At 48.3% G+C, this 18,908-nt stretch carries 19 protein-coding genes and 1 tRNA gene; 9 read left to right on the top strand and 11 right to left on the bottom strand.

What is annotated here, in order from left to right; genetic code table 11:
- Positions 1-3 precede the first annotated feature (3 nt).
- Positions 4-417, top strand: a complete 414-nt coding sequence (locus K2Q13_RS01305; RefSeq protein WP_292918840.1) for a very short patch repair endonuclease — start codon at positions 4-6, stop codon at positions 415-417.
- 197 nt (positions 418-614) lie between these two features.
- Here K2Q13_RS01305 and K2Q13_RS01300 read toward each other — a convergent pair.
- A tRNA-Arg gene (locus K2Q13_RS01300) sits at positions 615-690 on the bottom strand.
- Between the two features lie 287 nt (positions 691-977).
- Here K2Q13_RS01300 and K2Q13_RS01295 point away from each other — a divergent pair.
- The 3 genes from K2Q13_RS01295 (at position 978) to K2Q13_RS01285 (ending at position 3,932) form a co-directional block, all read left to right on the top strand.
- On the top strand, positions 978-1,400 hold the full coding sequence (locus K2Q13_RS01295; RefSeq protein WP_292918839.1) for a transcriptional repressor: 423 nt from the start codon (positions 978-980) through the stop codon (positions 1,398-1,400).
- Between the two features lie 2 nt (positions 1,401-1,402).
- Positions 1,403-1,726, top strand: a complete 324-nt coding sequence (locus tag K2Q13_RS01290) for a hypothetical protein (protein ID WP_292918838.1) — start codon at positions 1,403-1,405, stop codon at positions 1,724-1,726.
- Between the two features lie 184 nt (positions 1,727-1,910).
- Entirely contained in the window at positions 1,911-3,932 is a 2,022-nt protein-coding gene (locus K2Q13_RS01285) for a TonB-dependent receptor (RefSeq protein WP_292918837.1), read from the top strand.
- 88 nt (positions 3,933-4,020) lie between these two features.
- Here K2Q13_RS01285 and K2Q13_RS01280 read toward each other — a convergent pair whose 3' ends face one another.
- Positions 4,021-4,542, bottom strand: coding sequence for a cytochrome P460 family protein (locus tag K2Q13_RS01280; RefSeq protein ID WP_292918836.1), 522 nt, complete (start codon positions 4,540-4,542; stop codon positions 4,021-4,023).
- A gap of 98 nt (positions 4,543-4,640) precedes the next feature.
- On the bottom strand, positions 4,641-5,006 hold the full coding sequence (locus K2Q13_RS01275; protein WP_292918835.1) for a DUF6164 family protein: 366 nt from the start codon (positions 5,004-5,006) through the stop codon (positions 4,641-4,643).
- A gap of 138 nt (positions 5,007-5,144) precedes the next feature.
- Between K2Q13_RS01275 and K2Q13_RS01270 the strand changes: the two genes are divergently transcribed.
- Positions 5,145-5,981 carry an SDR family oxidoreductase gene (locus K2Q13_RS01270; protein WP_292918834.1) on the top strand — a complete coding sequence of 279 codons (837 nt, stop codon included), beginning with the start codon at positions 5,145-5,147 and terminating at the stop codon, positions 5,979-5,981.
- Between the two features lie 122 nt (positions 5,982-6,103).
- Here K2Q13_RS01270 and K2Q13_RS01265 read toward each other — a convergent pair whose 3' ends face one another.
- From K2Q13_RS01265 to mnmG, 8 genes are all read right to left on the bottom strand, one after another.
- The gene (locus K2Q13_RS01265) at positions 6,104-6,484 is read right to left on the bottom strand and encodes a hypothetical protein (protein ID WP_292918833.1); all 381 of its coding nucleotides are present in this window, start codon (positions 6,482-6,484) and stop codon (positions 6,104-6,106) included.
- 80 nt (positions 6,485-6,564) lie between these two features.
- On the bottom strand, positions 6,565-6,753 hold the full coding sequence (locus tag K2Q13_RS01260; RefSeq protein WP_292918832.1) for a DUF3460 family protein: 189 nt from the start codon (positions 6,751-6,753) through the stop codon (positions 6,565-6,567).
- A 64-nt stretch (positions 6,754-6,817) separates the two neighbouring features.
- Entirely contained in the window at positions 6,818-7,795 is a 978-nt protein-coding gene (locus tag K2Q13_RS01255) for an ADP-ribosylglycohydrolase family protein (RefSeq protein WP_292918831.1), read from the bottom strand.
- A gap of 14 nt (positions 7,796-7,809) precedes the next feature.
- Positions 7,810-7,992 carry a Trm112 family protein gene (locus K2Q13_RS01250; protein ID WP_292918830.1) on the bottom strand — a complete coding sequence of 61 codons (183 nt, stop codon included), beginning with the start codon at positions 7,990-7,992 and terminating at the stop codon, positions 7,810-7,812.
- 21 nt (positions 7,993-8,013) lie between these two features.
- Positions 8,014-8,853 carry a ParB/RepB/Spo0J family partition protein gene (locus tag K2Q13_RS01245; protein ID WP_292918829.1) on the bottom strand — a complete coding sequence of 280 codons (840 nt, stop codon included), beginning with the start codon at positions 8,851-8,853 and terminating at the stop codon, positions 8,014-8,016.
- Positions 8,854-8,957: 104 nt separating this feature from the next.
- The gene (locus K2Q13_RS01240) at positions 8,958-9,722 is read right to left on the bottom strand and encodes a ParA family protein (protein WP_292918828.1); all 765 of its coding nucleotides are present in this window, start codon (positions 9,720-9,722) and stop codon (positions 8,958-8,960) included.
- Positions 9,719-10,396 (bottom strand): 16S rRNA (guanine(527)-N(7))-methyltransferase RsmG, encoded by a 678-nt coding sequence (gene rsmG, locus K2Q13_RS01235; protein ID WP_292918827.1) that lies wholly within the window; start codon positions 10,394-10,396, stop codon positions 9,719-9,721. The genes K2Q13_RS01240 and rsmG overlap by 4 nt, the downstream gene beginning before the upstream one ends.
- Positions 10,393-12,276 (bottom strand): tRNA uridine-5-carboxymethylaminomethyl(34) synthesis enzyme MnmG, encoded by a 1,884-nt coding sequence (gene mnmG / locus K2Q13_RS01230; protein WP_292918826.1) that lies wholly within the window; start codon positions 12,274-12,276, stop codon positions 10,393-10,395. Before mnmG ends, rsmG begins: the two co-directional genes overlap by 4 nt.
- 304 nt (positions 12,277-12,580) lie before the next feature.
- Here mnmG and K2Q13_RS01225 point away from each other — a divergent pair, with 304 nt between their 5' ends.
- The 4 genes from K2Q13_RS01225 to K2Q13_RS01210 are packed head-to-tail and all read left to right on the top strand — an operon-like array spanning position 12,581 to position 18,901.
- Positions 12,581-14,017: an efflux transporter outer membrane subunit gene (locus K2Q13_RS01225; RefSeq protein ID WP_292918825.1), complete on the top strand. Its 1,437-nt coding sequence runs from the start codon at positions 12,581-12,583 to the stop codon at positions 14,015-14,017.
- Between the two features lie 29 nt (positions 14,018-14,046).
- Positions 14,047-15,240, top strand: a complete 1,194-nt coding sequence (locus K2Q13_RS01220) for an efflux RND transporter periplasmic adaptor subunit (protein WP_292918824.1) — start codon at positions 14,047-14,049, stop codon at positions 15,238-15,240.
- Positions 15,237-18,437 carry a multidrug efflux RND transporter permease subunit gene (locus K2Q13_RS01215; RefSeq protein ID WP_292918823.1) on the top strand — a complete coding sequence of 1,067 codons (3,201 nt, stop codon included), beginning with the start codon at positions 15,237-15,239 and terminating at the stop codon, positions 18,435-18,437. Before K2Q13_RS01220 ends, K2Q13_RS01215 begins: the two co-directional genes overlap by 4 nt.
- Positions 18,434-18,901, top strand: coding sequence for a DUF192 domain-containing protein (locus tag K2Q13_RS01210; RefSeq protein ID WP_292918822.1), 468 nt, complete (start codon positions 18,434-18,436; stop codon positions 18,899-18,901). The genes K2Q13_RS01215 and K2Q13_RS01210 overlap by 4 nt, the downstream gene beginning before the upstream one ends.
- The last annotated feature ends 7 nt before the right edge of the window (positions 18,902-18,908 follow it).

Here is an 18,908-nt window from a genome sequence, read left to right as displayed (position 1 = left end):
TCCATGGATGTGAATGATACCAGGTCAAGAAACATGGCGGCTATAAAATCGAAGGATACTTTGCCAGAAAGACTGGTCCGCTCAATTCTTCATCGTGCAGGTTTTCGATTTAGAAAGAACGATCCTCGCCTCCCTGGAACCCCTGACATTCACCTTCCTAAATGGAAATGTGTAATCTTCGTGAATGGTTGTTTTTGGCATAGGCATCAAAACTGTCGCTACACAACAACCCCAAAATCAAATATAGAGTTCTGGGAAAAAAAATTCCGCGCAAATGTGGAAAGAGATGCGAGAAAGTATTCAGTCCTAGCAGCTCAAGGAGTTCGTGTAATAATTATCTGGGAGTGTGAATTAAATGGATCCATTGAGCACCTCCAGAAACAACTGATGGATCAAATCACGAACCCTGCTGAATAGCGCACTTATTAAGCAAACTTGTTCAGCAGTGCAGTGTGTCAAACACGAAAAATGTTTTTTATATTTGTGCTTGAGACGGAAGATAATACCCAAAGAAAACACATGGGCATTGAATAAATTAAGCTACAAACCAGCTACAAACTACAAATTAACAGCGAGCACGGTAAATTATTATGAGATCAACTAATTGATTATATTGGTACCCTGAACACGAATCGAACGTGCGACCTACCCCTTAGGAGGGGGTTGCTCTATCCACTGAGCTACCAGGGCGAACTTGGCATTTTACGCTAATATTACGCCATGAATAGAGCGTGTAAATTTAATTGCGCCTAGCAAGGCCTTCGACAAACTATCTGCATTGCTGCTGCGGTGTTTAAACACTGGTTCGAAATGCTCGTTTATTATGCTTAATCCGAGTATTTTGTTCTGAGCATTGGTAGTTATATACGGCAAGTTACAAGGTTTGTTGCGACGCATTCTTGCAAAAATAAATTGCTTATTGCCTCTGGAAAAGCATTCCATTACAATGAGTGCAACATAGTTGCATTTATATCGATATGCTGAATAAATTTTACCATACTGCTGAAGACATGATCCGACACCACGGTGGGCGTGCGACAGCAGGTCGCATTGGAATACTGGCTACTTTACTGGCTGAGCAGCAAGCCATTACACACCGTGAAATCGAACAGCGTCTTCCGCAATCACTGCAATTGGATCGAGTGACTTTATATCGTACGCTGGAATGGTTGGTTGAAAATGGCCTTATCCACAAAATAACCAGCGACGACCGAGTGTGGCGCTATAACGCCAATCTCGAACCACATTCACATCAGCATGCGCATTTCAAATGCACCGGTTGCGCGCAGGTGATTTGCCTGGACAATCTACCGATTGAACAAAACTGGCCATTGCCAACCGGCTATCGCTTCCAGGAAATTGAATTAACGGTCAAAGGCCTTTGCGCCAATTGCTGTTAACGATGATACGCAAAAGTTTATTTCTAATCCTTACACTGGCAGTAATATCTGTGCCGGTATTTTTGATGGCGCATGCTTTCACGCACTACGCACAAACCGATGTTCTCGATGTAAGCAACAGTGAAGATGACGCTGGTATTGACCTTGATGAGATCTGTTTGGATTGTCTTGCATTTACCGCAATCAGTCTTTTTTTGATTGCTTCAAGGTTGTTTCTGCGTATTTCAATTATTCGTCACCGCTTGCCAGTATGGGCATTAAGGTGGCAGTCTGATAGCAGAACTCCTTCCTATTGCTCACGCGCACCGCCACTTCATTTTTTCTGATTCTTAAACAATTAATCCAGCTTTGACTCAGCCATCCAGCGGTTTTTGACCGTTTGGATGCGGGTTAATTACGTGTGACCGGTCAGCATCATTGTTGCAACTCAGTTGCGGCGCAAGCTCTTATTGAATAAGAGAAATGGCATGGATTACGCTGATCACAATGAACTAGATCATGAAAATGGCTATGCATACAATGCTATTTAAACAAGCGGCATTAATATTGATTGTATTCTCGCTGGATATACCGAATCTTTGCGCACAAAATGCTCAAAAGAATATTGAATTGCCCGGTGTCATGATAACCGCGCCGACGACAAGTTCGGCTGAATCAACCGGACTCAAGGCCGATACGATTATTCAAAGTGATCGTTTGCGTCAGAAACAAGAAACCAATCTGGGGGATACGCTTGCGCACGAACTTGGGGTTACTTCCAGCAGTTTTGGTCCAGGCGCTGGCCGCCCGATCATACGTGGGCAGGATGGTGAGCGTGTTCGTGTAATTGAAAATAGTATGGGTACGGGAGATGTTTCTGTCATCAGCCCAGATCATGCTGTCGCGACAGAAACCTTAAATGCTACACGCATTGAAATACTGCGGGGGCCATCGACATTGCTGTATGGCAGCGGCGTATCCGGCGGTGTTGTGAATGTGCTTAATGATCGTATTCCTGATCGGTTGTTTAAATCACCACAGGTCCATGTTGAAGGACGCTTCAATTCCGCCCTGGAAGAACGCAATGGCATGCTTACAGCATCAGGCAGCAAGGGTCAGATTTCGTGGAATGTTGAAGGCATGAAACGAAAAACCAATGATGTTCATATTCCAGGGCGGGCCAATCCGAACGATCCGGAAAGCGAAATTGGATTTGTCAGAAACAGCGCGATCGATTCCAGCAATTTGTCGGCAGGCAGTGCTTACATTGGTGAACGAGGGCATGTAGGTATATCCGTTTCAAGGCTAGAAAATTTCTACGGCATCCCCGGCCCTGAAGGTGCAAAAATTGATATGGGCCAGACACGCTACAGTTTGGCTGGAGATCTGGATAATCCGCTAAAAGGGTTTGAGCAGTTGAGAATGCGCTTTAACTACAATGATTATCAGCATAAGGAGCTCGAGCAGAGCGGCGAAGTCGGCAGTCGTTTTAAAAATGATGAATTAGAAGGCCGTGCCGAATTAATGCATGCGCCAGTTGCACAATGGCATGGCATTATGGGCGTGCAGCTGCAACACCGTAATTTTACCGCAAAAGGCGAAGAAGCCTTCGTGCCAACCAGTCTGTCGCAATCTGCCGGCATCTTCATGGTTGAAAAACGCAACTGGCAGCAATGGCAATTTGAAATCGGTGGACGGTTTGAACACTCGATACATAATCCGCGCGCAGTAATGCTGCAGACACGTAATTTCAATTTATATAGCGTATCAGCAGGCGCTGCCTGGAGATTCGTCGACGGCTATCAGCTCGACCTGACCGCAACCCGCGGACAACGTGCACCGAATACCGTAGCACTATTTGCCGATGGCATACACGTTGCGACCAACACGCTTGAACAAGGCAATTCAACCTTAAGCAAAGAAACATCCAATAATTTCGATCTGTCTTTACAAAAAACCACAGGAAGAATTACTGGAAGAGTGAATTTGTTTTATAACCATATCAACGACTATATTTTTCAGCAAAGCCGTGACAGCAATAACGATGGAATTGCTGATCGAATCAATGATGAGGGCATACTGGAAATCAATGCTCCTTTTTTAGTACAGGATTTTTCTCAAACCCGAGCAAGATTCTATGGTTTGGAAGCCGAAGCCAACATCGCGCTACTACCGGATACCCTGAATTTGCGGCTATTTACCGATACCGTTTATGGCAAGCTAAAAGACAATGGCAATATCCCACGTATCACGCCACAGCGTTTCGGTTTTGATCTGAATCTTACCCAGCATAAGTGGCAGGGTAACTTCAATCTGACCCGCGTCGTTCATCAGGATCGAATCGCCGTACTGGAAACTGAAACACCTGGTTACACTTTGATGAACGCAGAAATCGGTTACCACATGAGGCTGACTCAGTCCGTGAATTACATGCTGTTTCTGCAAGGCAGAAATCTACTGGATAGCGATATCCGCATGCATACTTCTTTCCTGAAAGACGCAGCCCCCATGGCTGGGCGAGCAATTATAGGTGGAATTAGAGGCGTCTTCTAAAAGTTAGCACAACATTAATGCTGCAAACCGCACAACTAATCGGATGATCGTAACGCCCACAATCATCCGATTAATGAGTTGGAATCGATTATTTTTTCACGAAATCAACCAATTTTTGATATGTAAACAGAAAATCCTGCGCTTGCAATGGGTTGTGGCATTGCGCACAAGTCAGGTCGTTGCTTTTCACGCTGCCATCGGGATTGTAAAGTGCGAATCCCCAATCGCCAGAGCGATTTTCTTTGGGGAAAGCCGCATCCCAATCGCTTTTGTTTTCCATTACGCCAATCGCGGCCAGGGAGTCGATTTCGAAGATGCCATCGCTACCGGGAATCGGTTTCCCTGCTGCATCTGCCTTTGGCGTATAGATTTCCATGACTACAACAGCGCCAGAACCCCCTGGTTTTCCCTGCTTGTAGTTGGAAACTGCTGTTTCATTGGCATATAACTTGGCCACTTGCGTTTGATTTGCACGGTTTATTGTGGCGTATTGGGTGAAGGCTTTAGCATAGTCTTCAGGAAATTTAACGTGCTCAGGATCTCCGCCAGCATAAGCAAGCAATGGGGTGATGGCCAAAACTGCGATAATAGCTTTGAATGTATTTTTCATGTTTCTTCTCCTTGATAGATATTGCGGGATAAAACAGGTTTGAGATAGTTATGATACCGCATTCAGTAGTGAATATTGATAACTTGATGATTGTTCTGCTACGGTGCCAGGTCTAGAACCAGCCTGATCGATAAATAAATAACCATCAAAGCCAGTGCCAGGTGGATCGCAAAACTGACCGGTTTTTGTATAATTGCATCCCAAAAAGTTCGATTTTTTCCTTCTCGTTTCAGGCGGTCGTATTCTTCGCGCATTCTCACTGTGCGCTCGTTCTGATACGTATCCAGCAGTGCGCGTGCTTTTTCAAACTGACTGTCATCATTGAGCCAGATTGCAGGCATCGATACACCCCAGTTTCCCGGCGCAGTTTCATAGTAATCAATTGCATTGTTGGTCAGCAACTCGCGCACTTCATACGCTTCATCATCGGATACACCATTAAGCCTGAATAAAATTTTTGCCATGCTGATTCTTGAGCTATGTTATTTTCATCGAAAAAAGCCTTGCGACAGAGATTGATGCTATCTTTGCATTGAATCCATTGTCAAGCTATGAATAATCATCACTAATAAAATTACAATTTTGCAGGTTGAATTGCACCCATGAAAAAAACTATATTAATTACAGGTTGCTCCAGCGGGATCGGCTATTGCGTTGCCAAAGCATTGCAGCATCGAGGTTATCGCGTATTTGCGACGGCTCGACGGCGAGACAGTGTTGCAGCGCTGCTGGAGGAAGGCTTTGAGAGTTTTCGTCTAGATTTGAATGATTCAAACTCAATTCAGTTTGCCTTTGAAGAGGTTTTACGCCGCACTGATGGCGAACTCTATGCGCTATTCAATAATGGCGCCTATGGATTACCGGGTGCGGTGGAAGACCTGAATCGCGATGCTTTGCGCGCGCAATTCGAAACCAATGTGTTTGGCTGGCAGGAATTGACCAATCTGGCAATACCGGTTATGCGCCAACAAGGTTATGGTCGAATTATTCAAAACAGTTCCGTGCTGGGCTTTGTTGCATTGCCTTTCCGTGGAGCTTACAACGCTTCCAAATACGCCATAGAAGGACTCAGCGACACCTTACGACTGGAATTGAAAGGCAGCAACATCTATGTCAGTCTGATCGAACCAGGGCCGATTGCCAGCAAGTTTCGTATCAACGCAGTCAAAGCATTGGAAAAATATATCGACATCGACAACAGCTTTCATCGTGAAAAATACCAAGGCGTATTGGGACGCCTGAATAAACTAGGGCCCGCGGTTCCTTTTACATTACCACCTGAAGCTGTGCTGAAACGTGTAATCCATGCACTCGAAACCACCAAACCACAACCACGCTATTATGTGACCTTCCCAACCTATTTATTTGGCATTCTCAAACGTGTGCTAAGCACACGTGTACTCGATAGATTACTGGCAAAATCAGGGAATAATAACTGATTGATTAGAAGGGTGGAAATTAAGATCTGTTGCTACGCATGACTGTAATATTTTCCAGGCAACATTACCGATGAAAGCGTCTCCCCTTAAGGAAGCTTGCACTGTGTGACTATCGATTTTCTTCAGTAGTAAAGCAAGGCGTAAGCTGCTTTGTCGTTGTCTCCGCGCTGTGCGGATGCCTGAATCTGCGGCTCGATATGGGCATAAATAAAAATGGCATCAGGATTCGAAGGCGCGTAGGTTGCAATAGCATTTTGCTGGTATCGAGTATCGTACGCATGAATTTCTGATGCTTCAATATCTGGATATTGTCGACTTCTAAATTGTAGTGGACGCAAGAACGATCTGCCATCGGATTGCAGTTTATGGGTGACACAACTTGCAAGCGGCGCATGCTCTCCGACCATCTGTTCTTCAAACTGCTCGGGCTTAGTCTTCGAATCGACTAAATTGGCGCATGCCGAAATGAAGCATAAGGCTAAACCAACCAGCGCTATCTTCATCTCAAGTTCGTCTAGAGAAACCCGAGCATAATCACTCGTGCGAGCAGTTTGACGATGACAAAACGCTTTTCAACAACCTGCTAACCATTAAAATAAACATAGGGTTTCATCGGAACTTCGGATTCTTCGAAGCGTTTGCGTTCCTGTAGATTTTGTTTTTTGTCCCACCACATATTGCGCGCTTCCACACGTTTTTCTTTTACTTCTGGATTCTTCTCCAGATATTCGCGCATGAATTTAGTGTGATCAGATTCATAATTATAATCCATGATTAACCTCTTACCTTGTTATTGTGTTGTTGCAAAAATGGCACTTTAGCATAGCTCAGAATTTCTATACAGTCCTCAGACGCCCGCATGCATCTGTCGCAGCCACCAGTTTATTGTAGCGTGCCGCCCATTCGAGTGGAATTGAAACGAATTGCTCAGTTTGCTGCGCGGTATAAGCCGCCATAATGGCGCCAAGCATAATGGCACGGCCACAACTATCACCACCGATGCGAATATTCTCTTCAATTGCCGTGCGGTAGTCCGGTGCATATCGGACAATATGCGCAATCACGGGTACGCCCTCCAGAACGTGACAGGCTGTGCCAAAGCGTTTGGCGGTCGTAGCGCTATCAAGCAAGCTCGTTTGCAGCGCTTGTTCCACTAAAGGGGCCAGCTTTTCACCTGCATTCGGCAGTGCGCCGACGAGCGCTTCAACAATCGACTTTCCATGCAAAACGCCCAGCAAAACACAACCCGCATACTGCGCCGCCGCAACTGCCGTGTCATTATGATTAGTCAAACGCACAATCTGTTCGATTTGAGTCATCAGCGCTGCTTGCGATCCGGTATGGGTTGCTACCACAACAGGTATTGCGGCCAATGCAGCAAACTGATCGTCATCGGCGCCGGAGTGTTCCGGGAATTCTTCCGGTTTGAGCGCTAACAGCGTCTGTAGTGTTTGGCGTGTCGGTGAATCGACATAACCGGCATAAGCGCCACCGGGCCCCAAATAACTACGATATTCAGTCTGGTACGGCACTCGATCAAACTGGCCATGCTGGGCAAAGTGCCGTAGCATCAGCAAACACAGCTCACCATATGCGGATGAATCGCCCGCCGCTTTATCACCATGTGCAAAGTAACCGCTCACACCCGCATAATCATTAACATCAGGCTGCAAAAAAACCAACCCTTTGGTTTTCTCGATCTGAGCAATGCGCTCGGAATCATAGAGCCAATGCAAACCCAGCGAGGCTGAATCAGCAATCAACGCACCTAGAATAGCCGCCGCACGAGATTCCAGTTTAATATTCAAATTCATAGCGTGGGTTAATGTTATTTAATTTCAACTTCATCGGATATCCTACGCGCCTCGTCCTCCAACATGACAGGAATGCCGTCTTTAATCGCAAAAGCCAGCCGGTCGGGCTTGCAAATTAATTCCTGATCATCCTTTTTATAAATCAGCGGCCCCTTACAGAGCGGACACACCAGAATATCAAGCAATCTTGAGTCCATAATTTTCCTTAGTTTATATTTCTAAAATTTGCTGAGAATATCATCCAATTGATCCAAACTGGTATAGTGGACCACGATATTACCTTGACCATTTCTCTGCGGCTTAATCGCCACTTGCGCACCCAGGCGTTCAGAAACATCTTCTTGCAACCGCAAAAGATCCCGATCGGGCTTTTGCACCTTTTTAGGTACCGGATGCTCGATCTGATTTACCAGTCTTTCTGTTTCACGCACCGATAATTGTTTCTGCGCGATGACGTTGGCAAGTTTGATTTGCTGTGCCGGAACCAGCGATAACAAGGCGCGGCCATGACCCATATCAATCTTGCCCTGCATCATTAATTCCTGAACCGGTGCTGACAGATTGAGCAAACGCAACAAATTGGAAATAGTGCTACGCGAATTGCCAAGCGCTTCTCCAGCCGTCTGGTGCGTCATGCCGAACTCATTGATCAGACGTTGAATACCCATTGCTTCTTCCAGCGGATTCAAATTTTCGCGTTGTATGTTTTCAATCAACGACATCGCCAGCGCTGATTCATCGGCAACCTTGCGGATCAATGCGGGCACTTCATTGAGTCCCGCCAATTGCGCAGCGCGCCAGCGGCGCTCGCCAGCAATAATTTCATAACGACCCTCGTCGACTGGTCGCACCAGAATCGGTTGCATGATGCCTTGCGCTTTGATCGATTCGGCTAGCTCCGTTAACGCCACCTGATCCATATTGGTTCTGGGCTGGTATTTACCGGGCTGCAATTTAGATGTTTCGATGCTCTGCAACGATTCTTCCACCTGCGCTACGTCTGCGCTGCCTGATAATAAAGCGTCCAGCCCACGTCCCAATCCTTTCTGTTTTATCATTTCATGGATTCCTCAATTTTTTATTAGCGTGGATATTTCTAAAAAATTCAAAGTGTTGATCAAGACGAGACGCGCGACGAAGCATTGTAACGAAATTTAAATTGTTAGAGATGCCCTGCGAGTATCTCTTTTGCAAGCTCAAGATAAGCCTGTGCCCCTTTGGATTGCTCGTCGTGATACAACACTGGCAAGCCAAAGCCGGGCGCTTCAGCCAAGCGCACATTGCGTGGAATCACGGTGCGATAAACTTTTTCGCCGAAATGTTTTTGTAATTGATCAGAAACCTGCTGTGCCAGAATATTGCGCGGATCAAACATAGTGCGCAGCAAACCTTCGATGCGCAAGTTCGAGTTAAAACTATTGCGTACGCGCTTGATGGTATTAACCAGATCGCTTAACCCCTCTAACGCGTAATATTCGCATTGCATTGGAATCATGACTGCGTGCGCAGCACACAACCCATTCAATGTAAGCAGGTTCAGCGCAGGTGGGCAGTCGATTAAAATATAATCATAGTCACTTGCAATGACTTCCAGTGCGGTTTTCAGTCGTGCTTCGCGCTGGGAAAATTCCACCATTTCCACTTCCGCTCCGGCCAGATCCCGATTGGCGGGAATCAAGTCGTATTTCCCCTGCGGGCTGCTCACCCGCACATGCTGTATTTCTGCATCGTCCATCAGCACATGATAGACCGTGGTTGTGACCTTTTGCTTGTTGATCCCGCTCCCCATTGTTGCGTTGGCTTGCGGGTCGAGATCGACCAATAAAACGCGTTTCCCGGATGCCGCCAAACTTGCCGCCAGGTTCACGCTAGTGGTGGTTTTTCCGACACCGCCTTTTTGATTGGTAATAGCGAGTATTTTGGTCACAGTATTGACTCCTTATGGCTTGCGGTCGAATCAAGATCATACTTTATAATGACCAATTGCCGCGCTGCTTTCAATCCGGGCACGTTCAGCGTTACGATATTTTCGATCACAAATGGCTCATGAATTTGCTTGCGTTCCTGCTCTGAACAAAGTGCTTTCATCGCGACCCAGCGACAATCCATATTTTGTGCGTTTGCCCATTGCCGGGTTAACGCGACAAATTCTCCCAGTTCTGAAAAAGCGCGCGAGATAATGGTATTAACGCTTTTACCTACAACGATATGTTCAATGCGTTGCGCCATGATTTCAACGTTCTTCAACTCCAACTCGATTTTTACTTGCTGTAAAAAAGCGATTTTCTTTTGATTGCTTTCCACCAAAGTCACTTGCCAAGTGGGTTTTGCCAGTGCAATCGGTATTCCCGGCAGTCCTGCCCCTGTGCCAACGTCGATAATGTGCGCACCATGAATATGCGGCAGCACCACAAGACTATCCATCACATGTTGTGTCAGCATCTCCTGCGGATTGCGGATCGCCGTCAAATTATGAACTTTATTCCACTTCTCAATCAGCGCTATGTAGCGCTCAATACTTTTAGCAAATTGCTCTTCCGGTGCGGTAACAACAAAATCCAGCGCTCGCAAAGTTTGCGTAATCTGCGGGAGCAGACTCATTCATTGACCGCAAATCCGCGTTTCAAATGCACTAGCAACAGAGAGATCGCTGCCGGCGTCACTCCGGAAATCCGCGACGCTTGACCTATGGTCTCCGGCTTATGCTGATTCAATTTTTGCTGCACTTCGTTCGACAATCCTTTCACTGCGCAATAATCAATATCCTTCGGCAGCAAAGTATTTTCATATTGCGCTTGCCGGGAAACTTCTTCCTGTTGACGCTGGATATAACCGTGATACTTGGCTTGAATCTCAACTTGTTCGGCTACTTGCGCATTCACCACTGGCTCGCCCGCACCGGACAAAGTCATCAGTGAGCCATAGGTAACATCCGGACGTTTGAGCAATTCAGTTAATGTATATTCGCGCTCGATGCTTTTACCCAGCACGCGAATGGCATCTTGTTCCGGCAATGTTCCCGGTAGCACGCGAATCGAATCAAGTCGATGCTGCTCTTTTTCAATCGCTTCCTGTTTTGCACTAAATGCCGCCCAGCGCTGATCGTCGATCAACCCTAGCTTTCTGCCAGTTTCAGTCAACCGTAGGTCAGCATTGTCTTCGCGCAATTGCAAGCGATATTCTGCGCGACTGGTAAACATCCGGTACGGCTCGGTCACGCCGGAAGTGACCAAATCATCGACCAATACGCCCAGGTAAGCTTCATTACGCTGTGGCAGCCAAGCATCACGCGCCTGAATTTTCAGCACGGCATTAACTCCGGCCAACAATCCTTGCGCCGCAGCTTCTTCATAGCCTGTGGTGCCATTGATCTGCCCGGCAAAAAACAAATTCTCGATGGTTTTGGTTTCGAGTGAACGCTTCAGATTGCGCGGATCGAAGTAATCGTATTCAATCGCATACCCTGGTCGCGTGATATGCGCATTTTCCAGACCCAAGATCGAGTGAACCAGCTTGACCTGCACATCAAACGACAAACTGGTTGAAATACCATTGGGATAGATTTCATGCGTGTTCAAACCTTCCGGCTCAAGGAAAATCTGATGCGATTCGCGCGCGGAAAAACGCACTACTTTATCCTCAATCGACGGGCAATAACGCGGCCCGACACCTTCGATTTTTCCGGAAAACAAGGGCGAATCAACCAAGCCATCGCGGATAATACTGTGCGTCGCATCATTGGTATGCGTGATCCAACAGGAAATCTGGCGTGGATGCTGAATATTGGCATCAACCAACGAGAACGACGGGGTCGGACAATCGCCCGGCTGTTCAAGCAGTTTGGCATAATCCATCGTACGGCCATCGATACGCGGCGGCGTCCCAGTTTTCAATCGTCCTGCCGGAAACTCCATTTCACGCAACCGCTGCGCCAGTGTCAACGACGGCGGATCACCGGCGCGGCCAGCTTTAAAATGAGTCTTTCCGATATGCGCAAGCCCTGCGAGGAATGTACCCACCGTCAGAATCACCGCACGCGCATGAATTTTAGTCTTAAGCTGCGTAACCACGCCAATCACACGATCCTGCTCGACAATCAAATCATCCACTGCCTGCTGCATTACCCGCAGGTTCAGCTGATTCTCAACACGGCTGCGGATCGCTTGCTTATACAGAACACGATCGGCCTGCGCACGTGTTGCCCTGACCGCCGGGCCTTTACTCGAATTCAACATGCGAAACTGAATTCCCGCCTCATCTGCCGCCACACCCATCGCACCGCCCAGGGCATCGATTTCCTTGACTAAATGACTCTTCCCAATGCCACCAATCGACGGATTGCACGACATCTGACCAATCGTTTCGATATTATGCGTCAGCAACAACGTCTGGCAACCCATACGTGCAGCCGCCAACGCAGCCTCCGTTCCGGCATGGCCACCGCCTACAACGATAATGTCAAAATCCGCGTGATTGCTCATAGTGTTAAGTTATCGAAAGTCTTGATGAAGCAAAGAAGTATTTAACAGACAGGTTTCACGTGAAACCTTTTGCATTGTAAGCTAAAAAGGTGGCATTTTGGGGGGCAATTATAGGCGGAAGAAGAGAGCGAAGACAAGTATCGATCACCAATCAATATTTATCCGAGGCAGATATGTTAGCATTGCGTTTCAATCCATCTTCTTGATACCTTATTTGCGCGTTTGACATTGACACAGAATTTGTGTGATTCTGAGCGCATATCTCTTTAATATTGTTAACAATGATTCAATTCTAGATCTTCAAATGAAATTAATGCAACGCTGGCTTCGCACACTATCAATCCTTCCCATCCTGCTGCTCACCGCCTGCGCAATGGGACCGGACTTTATTCGCCCGCAAGTTGATACCGCCGAGAAGTTTCGGTTGTCGGAAATGGAGGCTGAGTCGATCGCCAATTTACAATGGTGGGAATTGCTGCAGGATGAAACGCTGCAGCAATTGATCCGGCAAGCTTTGCAGGAGAACAAGGATCTCAAACGAGCCATTGCCAGTGTCGAAGAGTTTGAAGCACGCTCACGCATTGCGTTCATGGATTTTGTTCCCAACATGGAGATCAGCGGCAATGCACCTGCGTTTGGCACGCTCGGTGGATTCAAGATTCCCGGCTTCCCAACACCCTACAATTATTTCGGCCAGACAACTTTGAACTGGGAATTGGATATCTGGGGCAGGATTCGCCGTTCCAATGAGGCTGCCCGCGCTGAGCTGATGGCGCGGGAGGAAAATCGACGCGCCATCATTCTGACGCTTATCAGTGCGGTGGCACAATCCTATTTCGACCTGTTGCAATTTGACATCCAACTGGAAATTGCGCATCGTGCCTTGGCTTCATGGGAAGAATCGGTCGCTATTTCGCGCGCACAGTTGCAAGGCGGCATCATTTCACGCCTCGATCTGGATCAGTTCCAGGCAGAACGAGCGAATGCAGCTTCCAGGGTGGCTGAACTTGAGCGCAGAATGGTACAAAAAGAAAATGAGCTCAGTGTACTGCTGGGTAGAAACCCAGTTTCGATAGCGCGAGGACGTATCCTAACAGAGCAAGCGATTCCACCTGAAGTACCCGCTGGCCTGCCTTCCGAGTTATTGCAGCGGCGCCCTGATATTCTCCAGGCCGAGCAAACCCTGGCAGCCGCTAACGCCAGAATCGGCGTGGCTCAGGCAGCACGCTTTCCCAAACTTTCGATTACCGGATTTCTTGGCGTGGCTAGTCCGGCTTTATCCAATCTGCTGCTTTCCGGAAGCGAGTTTGGCGTGGGCGGACTTGGCTTAGCAGGCCCATTACTCAATGCGCAAAGCCTGGGTTATGAGCAACGTGTCGCGGAAGCGCAGGCAAGACAAGCGTTCGCACAATACGAGCAAACCATTTTGATTGCGTTCAAAGAAGTTGAAGATGCACTGGTGGCAATTCGCACCGTTAACGAGCAAATCAAAGCGCAGCAACAGCAGGTCGAAGCATTGCACTCGGCTTTACATGTGGCAGACCTGCGCTATCAGGGCGGCATTACAAGTTACGTCGATGTGTTGCTCGCCAAACGTACTTTATTCGATGCCGAGTTTTCCCTGAGTGCAACGCAGCGTCTTCATCTGGTATCCATCGTCCAGCTTTACAATGCCTTGGGTGGCGGATGGGCGTCGGAATACAGCAATGGTCATGAGACAAACAAAGTAAAGCTATACTGAACTCGGTTGCATCAGCACAGAGGAAAAACATGAATAAAATTTATTTGAGCATCGGATTGTGCCTGGCTCTTCTGATCGGTTGCACCGAAAAGCCGCCTGCGGATTCTACTGCCCCTGTTCCGCAAGTCGAAGTAATCACCGTAACGTCGCAAGCGATTCAGGATGAACCGGAATTCATTGGGCAAACGGAAGCTTTTCGCCCAGTCGAGATCCGTTCGCAAGTCAGCGGAATCATCAAAAAGGTCTTTTTTACCGAAGGGCGCAATATTAAACAGGGTAATCAGCTATACCTCATTGATCCTGTGCCATTTAAAGCGATTTATCTCAGCAGCAAAGCCAAGGTGGCTCAGGCTCAGGCCCGGCTCGATCTAGCCAAGCAGGATTTGGCGCGTGTGCTTCCGCTGCTTGAGCAGCAAGCGGTGAGTAAAAAAAATGTGGATGATGCACAGGCGGAGGTACGGGGTGCGAAAGCAGCGCTGGAATCGGCACAAAATGATCTGATCAAGGCCAAATTTGATCTGGATAATACGATCATTACAGCGCCAGTGAACGGTCGCATTGGTCGCAGCCATTTCTATGAGGGAAGACTGATTTCAGCTCAGGAAACGCTGCTCGCAACGATCGACCAATTGGATCCGATGTATGTCAATGTCAGTGTTCCCGAAAGCTATCTTCTGCGCCGCCGCCGTGAACTCGCTGAGCATAAGGTGGAGCGACCGGATATTTTTCAGTTACGCGGCGTGATGACTTTCATGGATGGCAGCGTCTATCCTCAAGAAGGTGTTCTTGATTTTGCAGATGTTGCTTTGCGGCCTGAAACGGGCACATTGCAAGGACGGTTTGTATTCCCCAATCCCGAAGGCGCGTTTGCCCCGGGGCAATCTTATTTTTATCCCGGCCAGTTCGTCAAAGTTCGCATTAAAGGCTATACCCGCACCGATGCCATCCTGATCCCGCAGCGCGCTGTGCAGCAGGGACCCAGCGGTTCGTTTGTCTATGTCGTTGACGAGGAAGATAAGGCGGAACTTAGAGCGATTAGGGCCAGCATGTGGCGTGGCAAGGAATGGTTGATCGAAGAAGGTTTGCGCTCAGGGGAGCGTGTGGTTGTGGAGGGTTTTTTCCGGATTCTTCCGGGCGCTAAGGTCGATCCTGTAGCCGATCAGAAAGAAACAACCGCCATAATCCATAATGCCGAGGAACCCAACCTACAAAGTACGCCATGAACTCTCATTTCTTTATTGATCGGCCCATTTTTGCATCGGTACTGTCCATTATCATTGTTGTCATCGGCTTAGTTGCCCTGCAAAAGCTACCCATCGCGCAGTTTCCTCAGATCACGCCACCGATGGTGCAGATCGATGCGGATTATCCGGGCGCCAGCGCGGAAGTCGTGGCGGAAGCGGTGGCTCGCCCAATCGAAGTGCAGCTTCCGGGTATTGATAATCTTTTATATTATGAATCGACCAGTACCAACGATGGGCATATGACCATGAAGCTCACGTTCGAGATTGGAACCGACATCGATATTGCACAGGTGCAGACACAGAACCGGCAGCGTCTGGCCGAGCCACAACTGCCCGATGAGGTTGTGCGACAGGGTATTACGGTTAAAAAAACATCGCCCGATTTATTGGCGGTGATTGCATTGAGTTCAACGGATCCCAAGCATGACACCGTTTTTCTCTCGAACTATAGTTTGTTGCGCATTCTCGATAATGTCAAACGGCTTCCCGGTGTTGGTGACGCGGTCATTTTTGGCGGGCAGAATTACTCCATGCGGCTGATTCTCGACCCCGTCCGCATGGCGCAACTTAATATTACGCCAACCGAAATTGCAGCGGTCGTGCGGGAGCAGAATCGCGATTTCCCAGCTGGCAGGATAGGGCGCGAACCAACGCCCAAGGGTACAGAATTAACTATCCCGGTCATTACTCGTGGCCGCATGAGTGAGGTTAACGAATTCGAAGACATGATTATTCGTGCCCACCCGGACGGCGCGATGGTACGGATGCGGGATGTTGCACGCGTGGAATTAGGTGCTCAATCCTATGACCTGCAAGGGCGGTGGAATGGGAAACCTAACACTTTCTTGCTGACCTTTCTGTCACCTGGCGCAAATGCGCTCGACACCTCTAAACGGATTCGTGAAGAAATGGACAAGCTTGCAAACAGCTTTCCAGCAGGCGTGTCTTATGATATTCCATACGACACAACAACATTCATTGATGTTTCTATCAGGGAAGTGGTCAAAACGCTTGCCGAAGCAATGATATTGGTAATTCTGGTTGTTTTTCTCTTTCTGCAGAGTTGGCGTGCAACGCTGATTCCGGCGCTCGCCGTTCCAATTTCCCTGATTGGAACGCTTGCCGGTATGGAAGCGTTGGGATTTTCGATCAATACGCTGACGCTTTTCGGTATGATTCTGGCCATCGGTATCGTGGTGGATGACGCGATTATAGTAGTGGAGAATGCCGAGCGACAAATGACTCAAGGCGGGCTCTCACCCCGAGATGCTGCAAAAAAATCCATGAGCGAGGTGACTGGGCCAGTGATTGCAAGTGTTCTGGTGCTGGCCGCCGTGTTTGTACCCGTGGCATTCTTGGGCGGAATTACTGGCGAATTGTATCAACAGTTTGCAATCACCATTGCGCTCTCAGTGACTATTTCCGGATTTGTGGCATTGACCCTCAGTCCCGCATTATGCGCCTTGGTGCTCAAGCCTAGCCATGGCTCTCCCGGACGATTCTGGAAAACATTCAATCGGTTTTTTGATTGGGCGCAGACAGGATATGTCGGAACGGTTGGCGTCGTCATTAAGCGATCCGTAATTGCGCTTATCATTTTTTTGATGCTGATACTGGTTAATATGGGTCTGTTCAAAGCAATTCCTGGAAGTTTCCTGCCGGAAGAGGATCAGGGCTATTTTATTACCGTGGTGCAATTGCCGGATGGCGCTTCACTGACGCGCACCATCGAGGTTTTAGAGAAAATTGAAGGATATTTTCAAGAAATTCCCGCCGTTCATTCAACCGACACACTGACCGGCCAGAATTTTGTTTTCGGTACCCGCGGAACGAACCAAGCGACGATGTTTGTCCCGTTACATCACTGGGACGAGCGCAAGCATGCCGACGAACAGGTACCCGGTCTGATAGCCGCAGCTTACCAGGAATTTGCTAAAATTCCGGAAGCTTTGGTGCTGGCTTTTAATGCCCCTTCGATCAGCGGATTGGGTTCCACCGGCGGTTTTTCAGCGCAATTGCAGGATCCCGCTGGCGGAGATTTCGCTGAATTTGCCGCAGTGGCGCAGGAGTTTACTGCCAGAGCCACAGAACACCCGGCGATTGCGGTTGCCAGCACCAATTTTCGTATCAGTGCGCCACGACTGTTTGCCACGGTAGATCGCGAACGTGCCAAAGCATTGGGTGTTCCGATTTCGGAAGTATTTGATACCATGCAGGCCTATTTTGGTAATCTGTATGTCAATGATTTTGTAAAATTTGGCCGTATCTACCGGGTGCAGACTGAAGCACTGCCAGAATATCGCTCCAATCCGGATGATATCAGCAAGATTTATGTGCGCGCCCGAACAGGAACAACAAATACTATGATTCCACTGGATTCGGTAGTAACCACCGAGTTTAATAGTGGCCCAGACCCCGTAACGCATTTCAACGGATATAATTCTGCGCTCATATTGGGCGGCGCGGCACCCGGCTATAGTTCGGGGGAAGCGCTGGAAGCCTTGCAACAAATCGCCGATGAAATTCTCACGCCGAAAGGTTATTCGATCGATTGGAGCGGAATATCCTTGCAAGAGCGTAAGGCCAGCGGACAATCGACTTATGTTTTCGCTTTTGCCTTACTGATGGTATTTCTGGTATTGGCCGCCTTGTATGAAAGCTGGTCTATTCCATTTGCTGTTATTTTAGCCATCCCTTTTGGAGTTCTGGGAGCATTTCTGGCAATCTGGACAAGGGATTTGACCAATGACATTTATTTTCAAATCGGCTTGGTGACTTTGATCGGATTAGCGGCCAAGAATGCCATTTTAATTGTGGAATTTGCCAATCAACGCTACGCGGCCGGGATGTCATTAACCGAAGCAGCACTCGATGCGGCACGGCTTCGCTTTCGGCCTATTATCATGACGTCGATGGCGTTCATTCTGGGTGTGCTGCCACTGGTTATCGCGTCCGGTGCGGGCGCAGCCAGCCGTCACTCAATCGGAACCGGTGTGTTCGGGGGTATGCTGGCAGCCACATTTTTGGCGATCTTTTTTGTGCCGCTGTTTTTTGTCGTGATCGGCAAGCTTACACAACGCGGCAGACAACCCACTAATGCAAACGAGTCGCAACAAGCGATTGCTATAGCGCCGCCGCAAGATGATCAAGCCAGAATCGATGAAGGTAAACCATGATTAGAAATTTAGTGCGGCATGGCGTACTTGCCTGCGGATTATTATTCGCCAGCCATGCGATCGCACAGGATCGCGCACAACCACGCCTGCCTACAGTCGAATTAACAGCCGGCATGCATGTAATACAAGCCGAAGTTGCGCACACGTACAACCAGCAAAGCGTCGGCTTAATGCACCGTAAGAAGATGGAGGTTAACGAAGGAATGCTATTCGTTTACGAAGTGCCGCAAGTGCGCTGCTATTGGATGCGCAATACGTTGATACCGCTCACCATCGCGTTTATCGACAATGATGGCGCCATCGTCAATCTGCGCGACATGCAGCCACGCACCGAGCGCTCGCACTGTTCGAGTAAGCCGGTACGCTATGCGCTGGAAATGAACCAAGGTTGGTTCAATGCGCGTGGTCTAAAACCCGGCTTCAAGCTGCGCGGAATTCCACTTGCTCCGGCAGTGATGCCGTAAGTTTGCA

Source organism: Nitrosomonas sp. (genome assembly GCF_019752095.1).
Taxonomy (GTDB): domain Bacteria; phylum Pseudomonadota; class Gammaproteobacteria; order Burkholderiales; family Nitrosomonadaceae; genus Nitrosomonas.
Note: the sequence above shows the minus strand (reverse complement) of the source record. Positions and strands in the feature narration are given on the sequence as shown.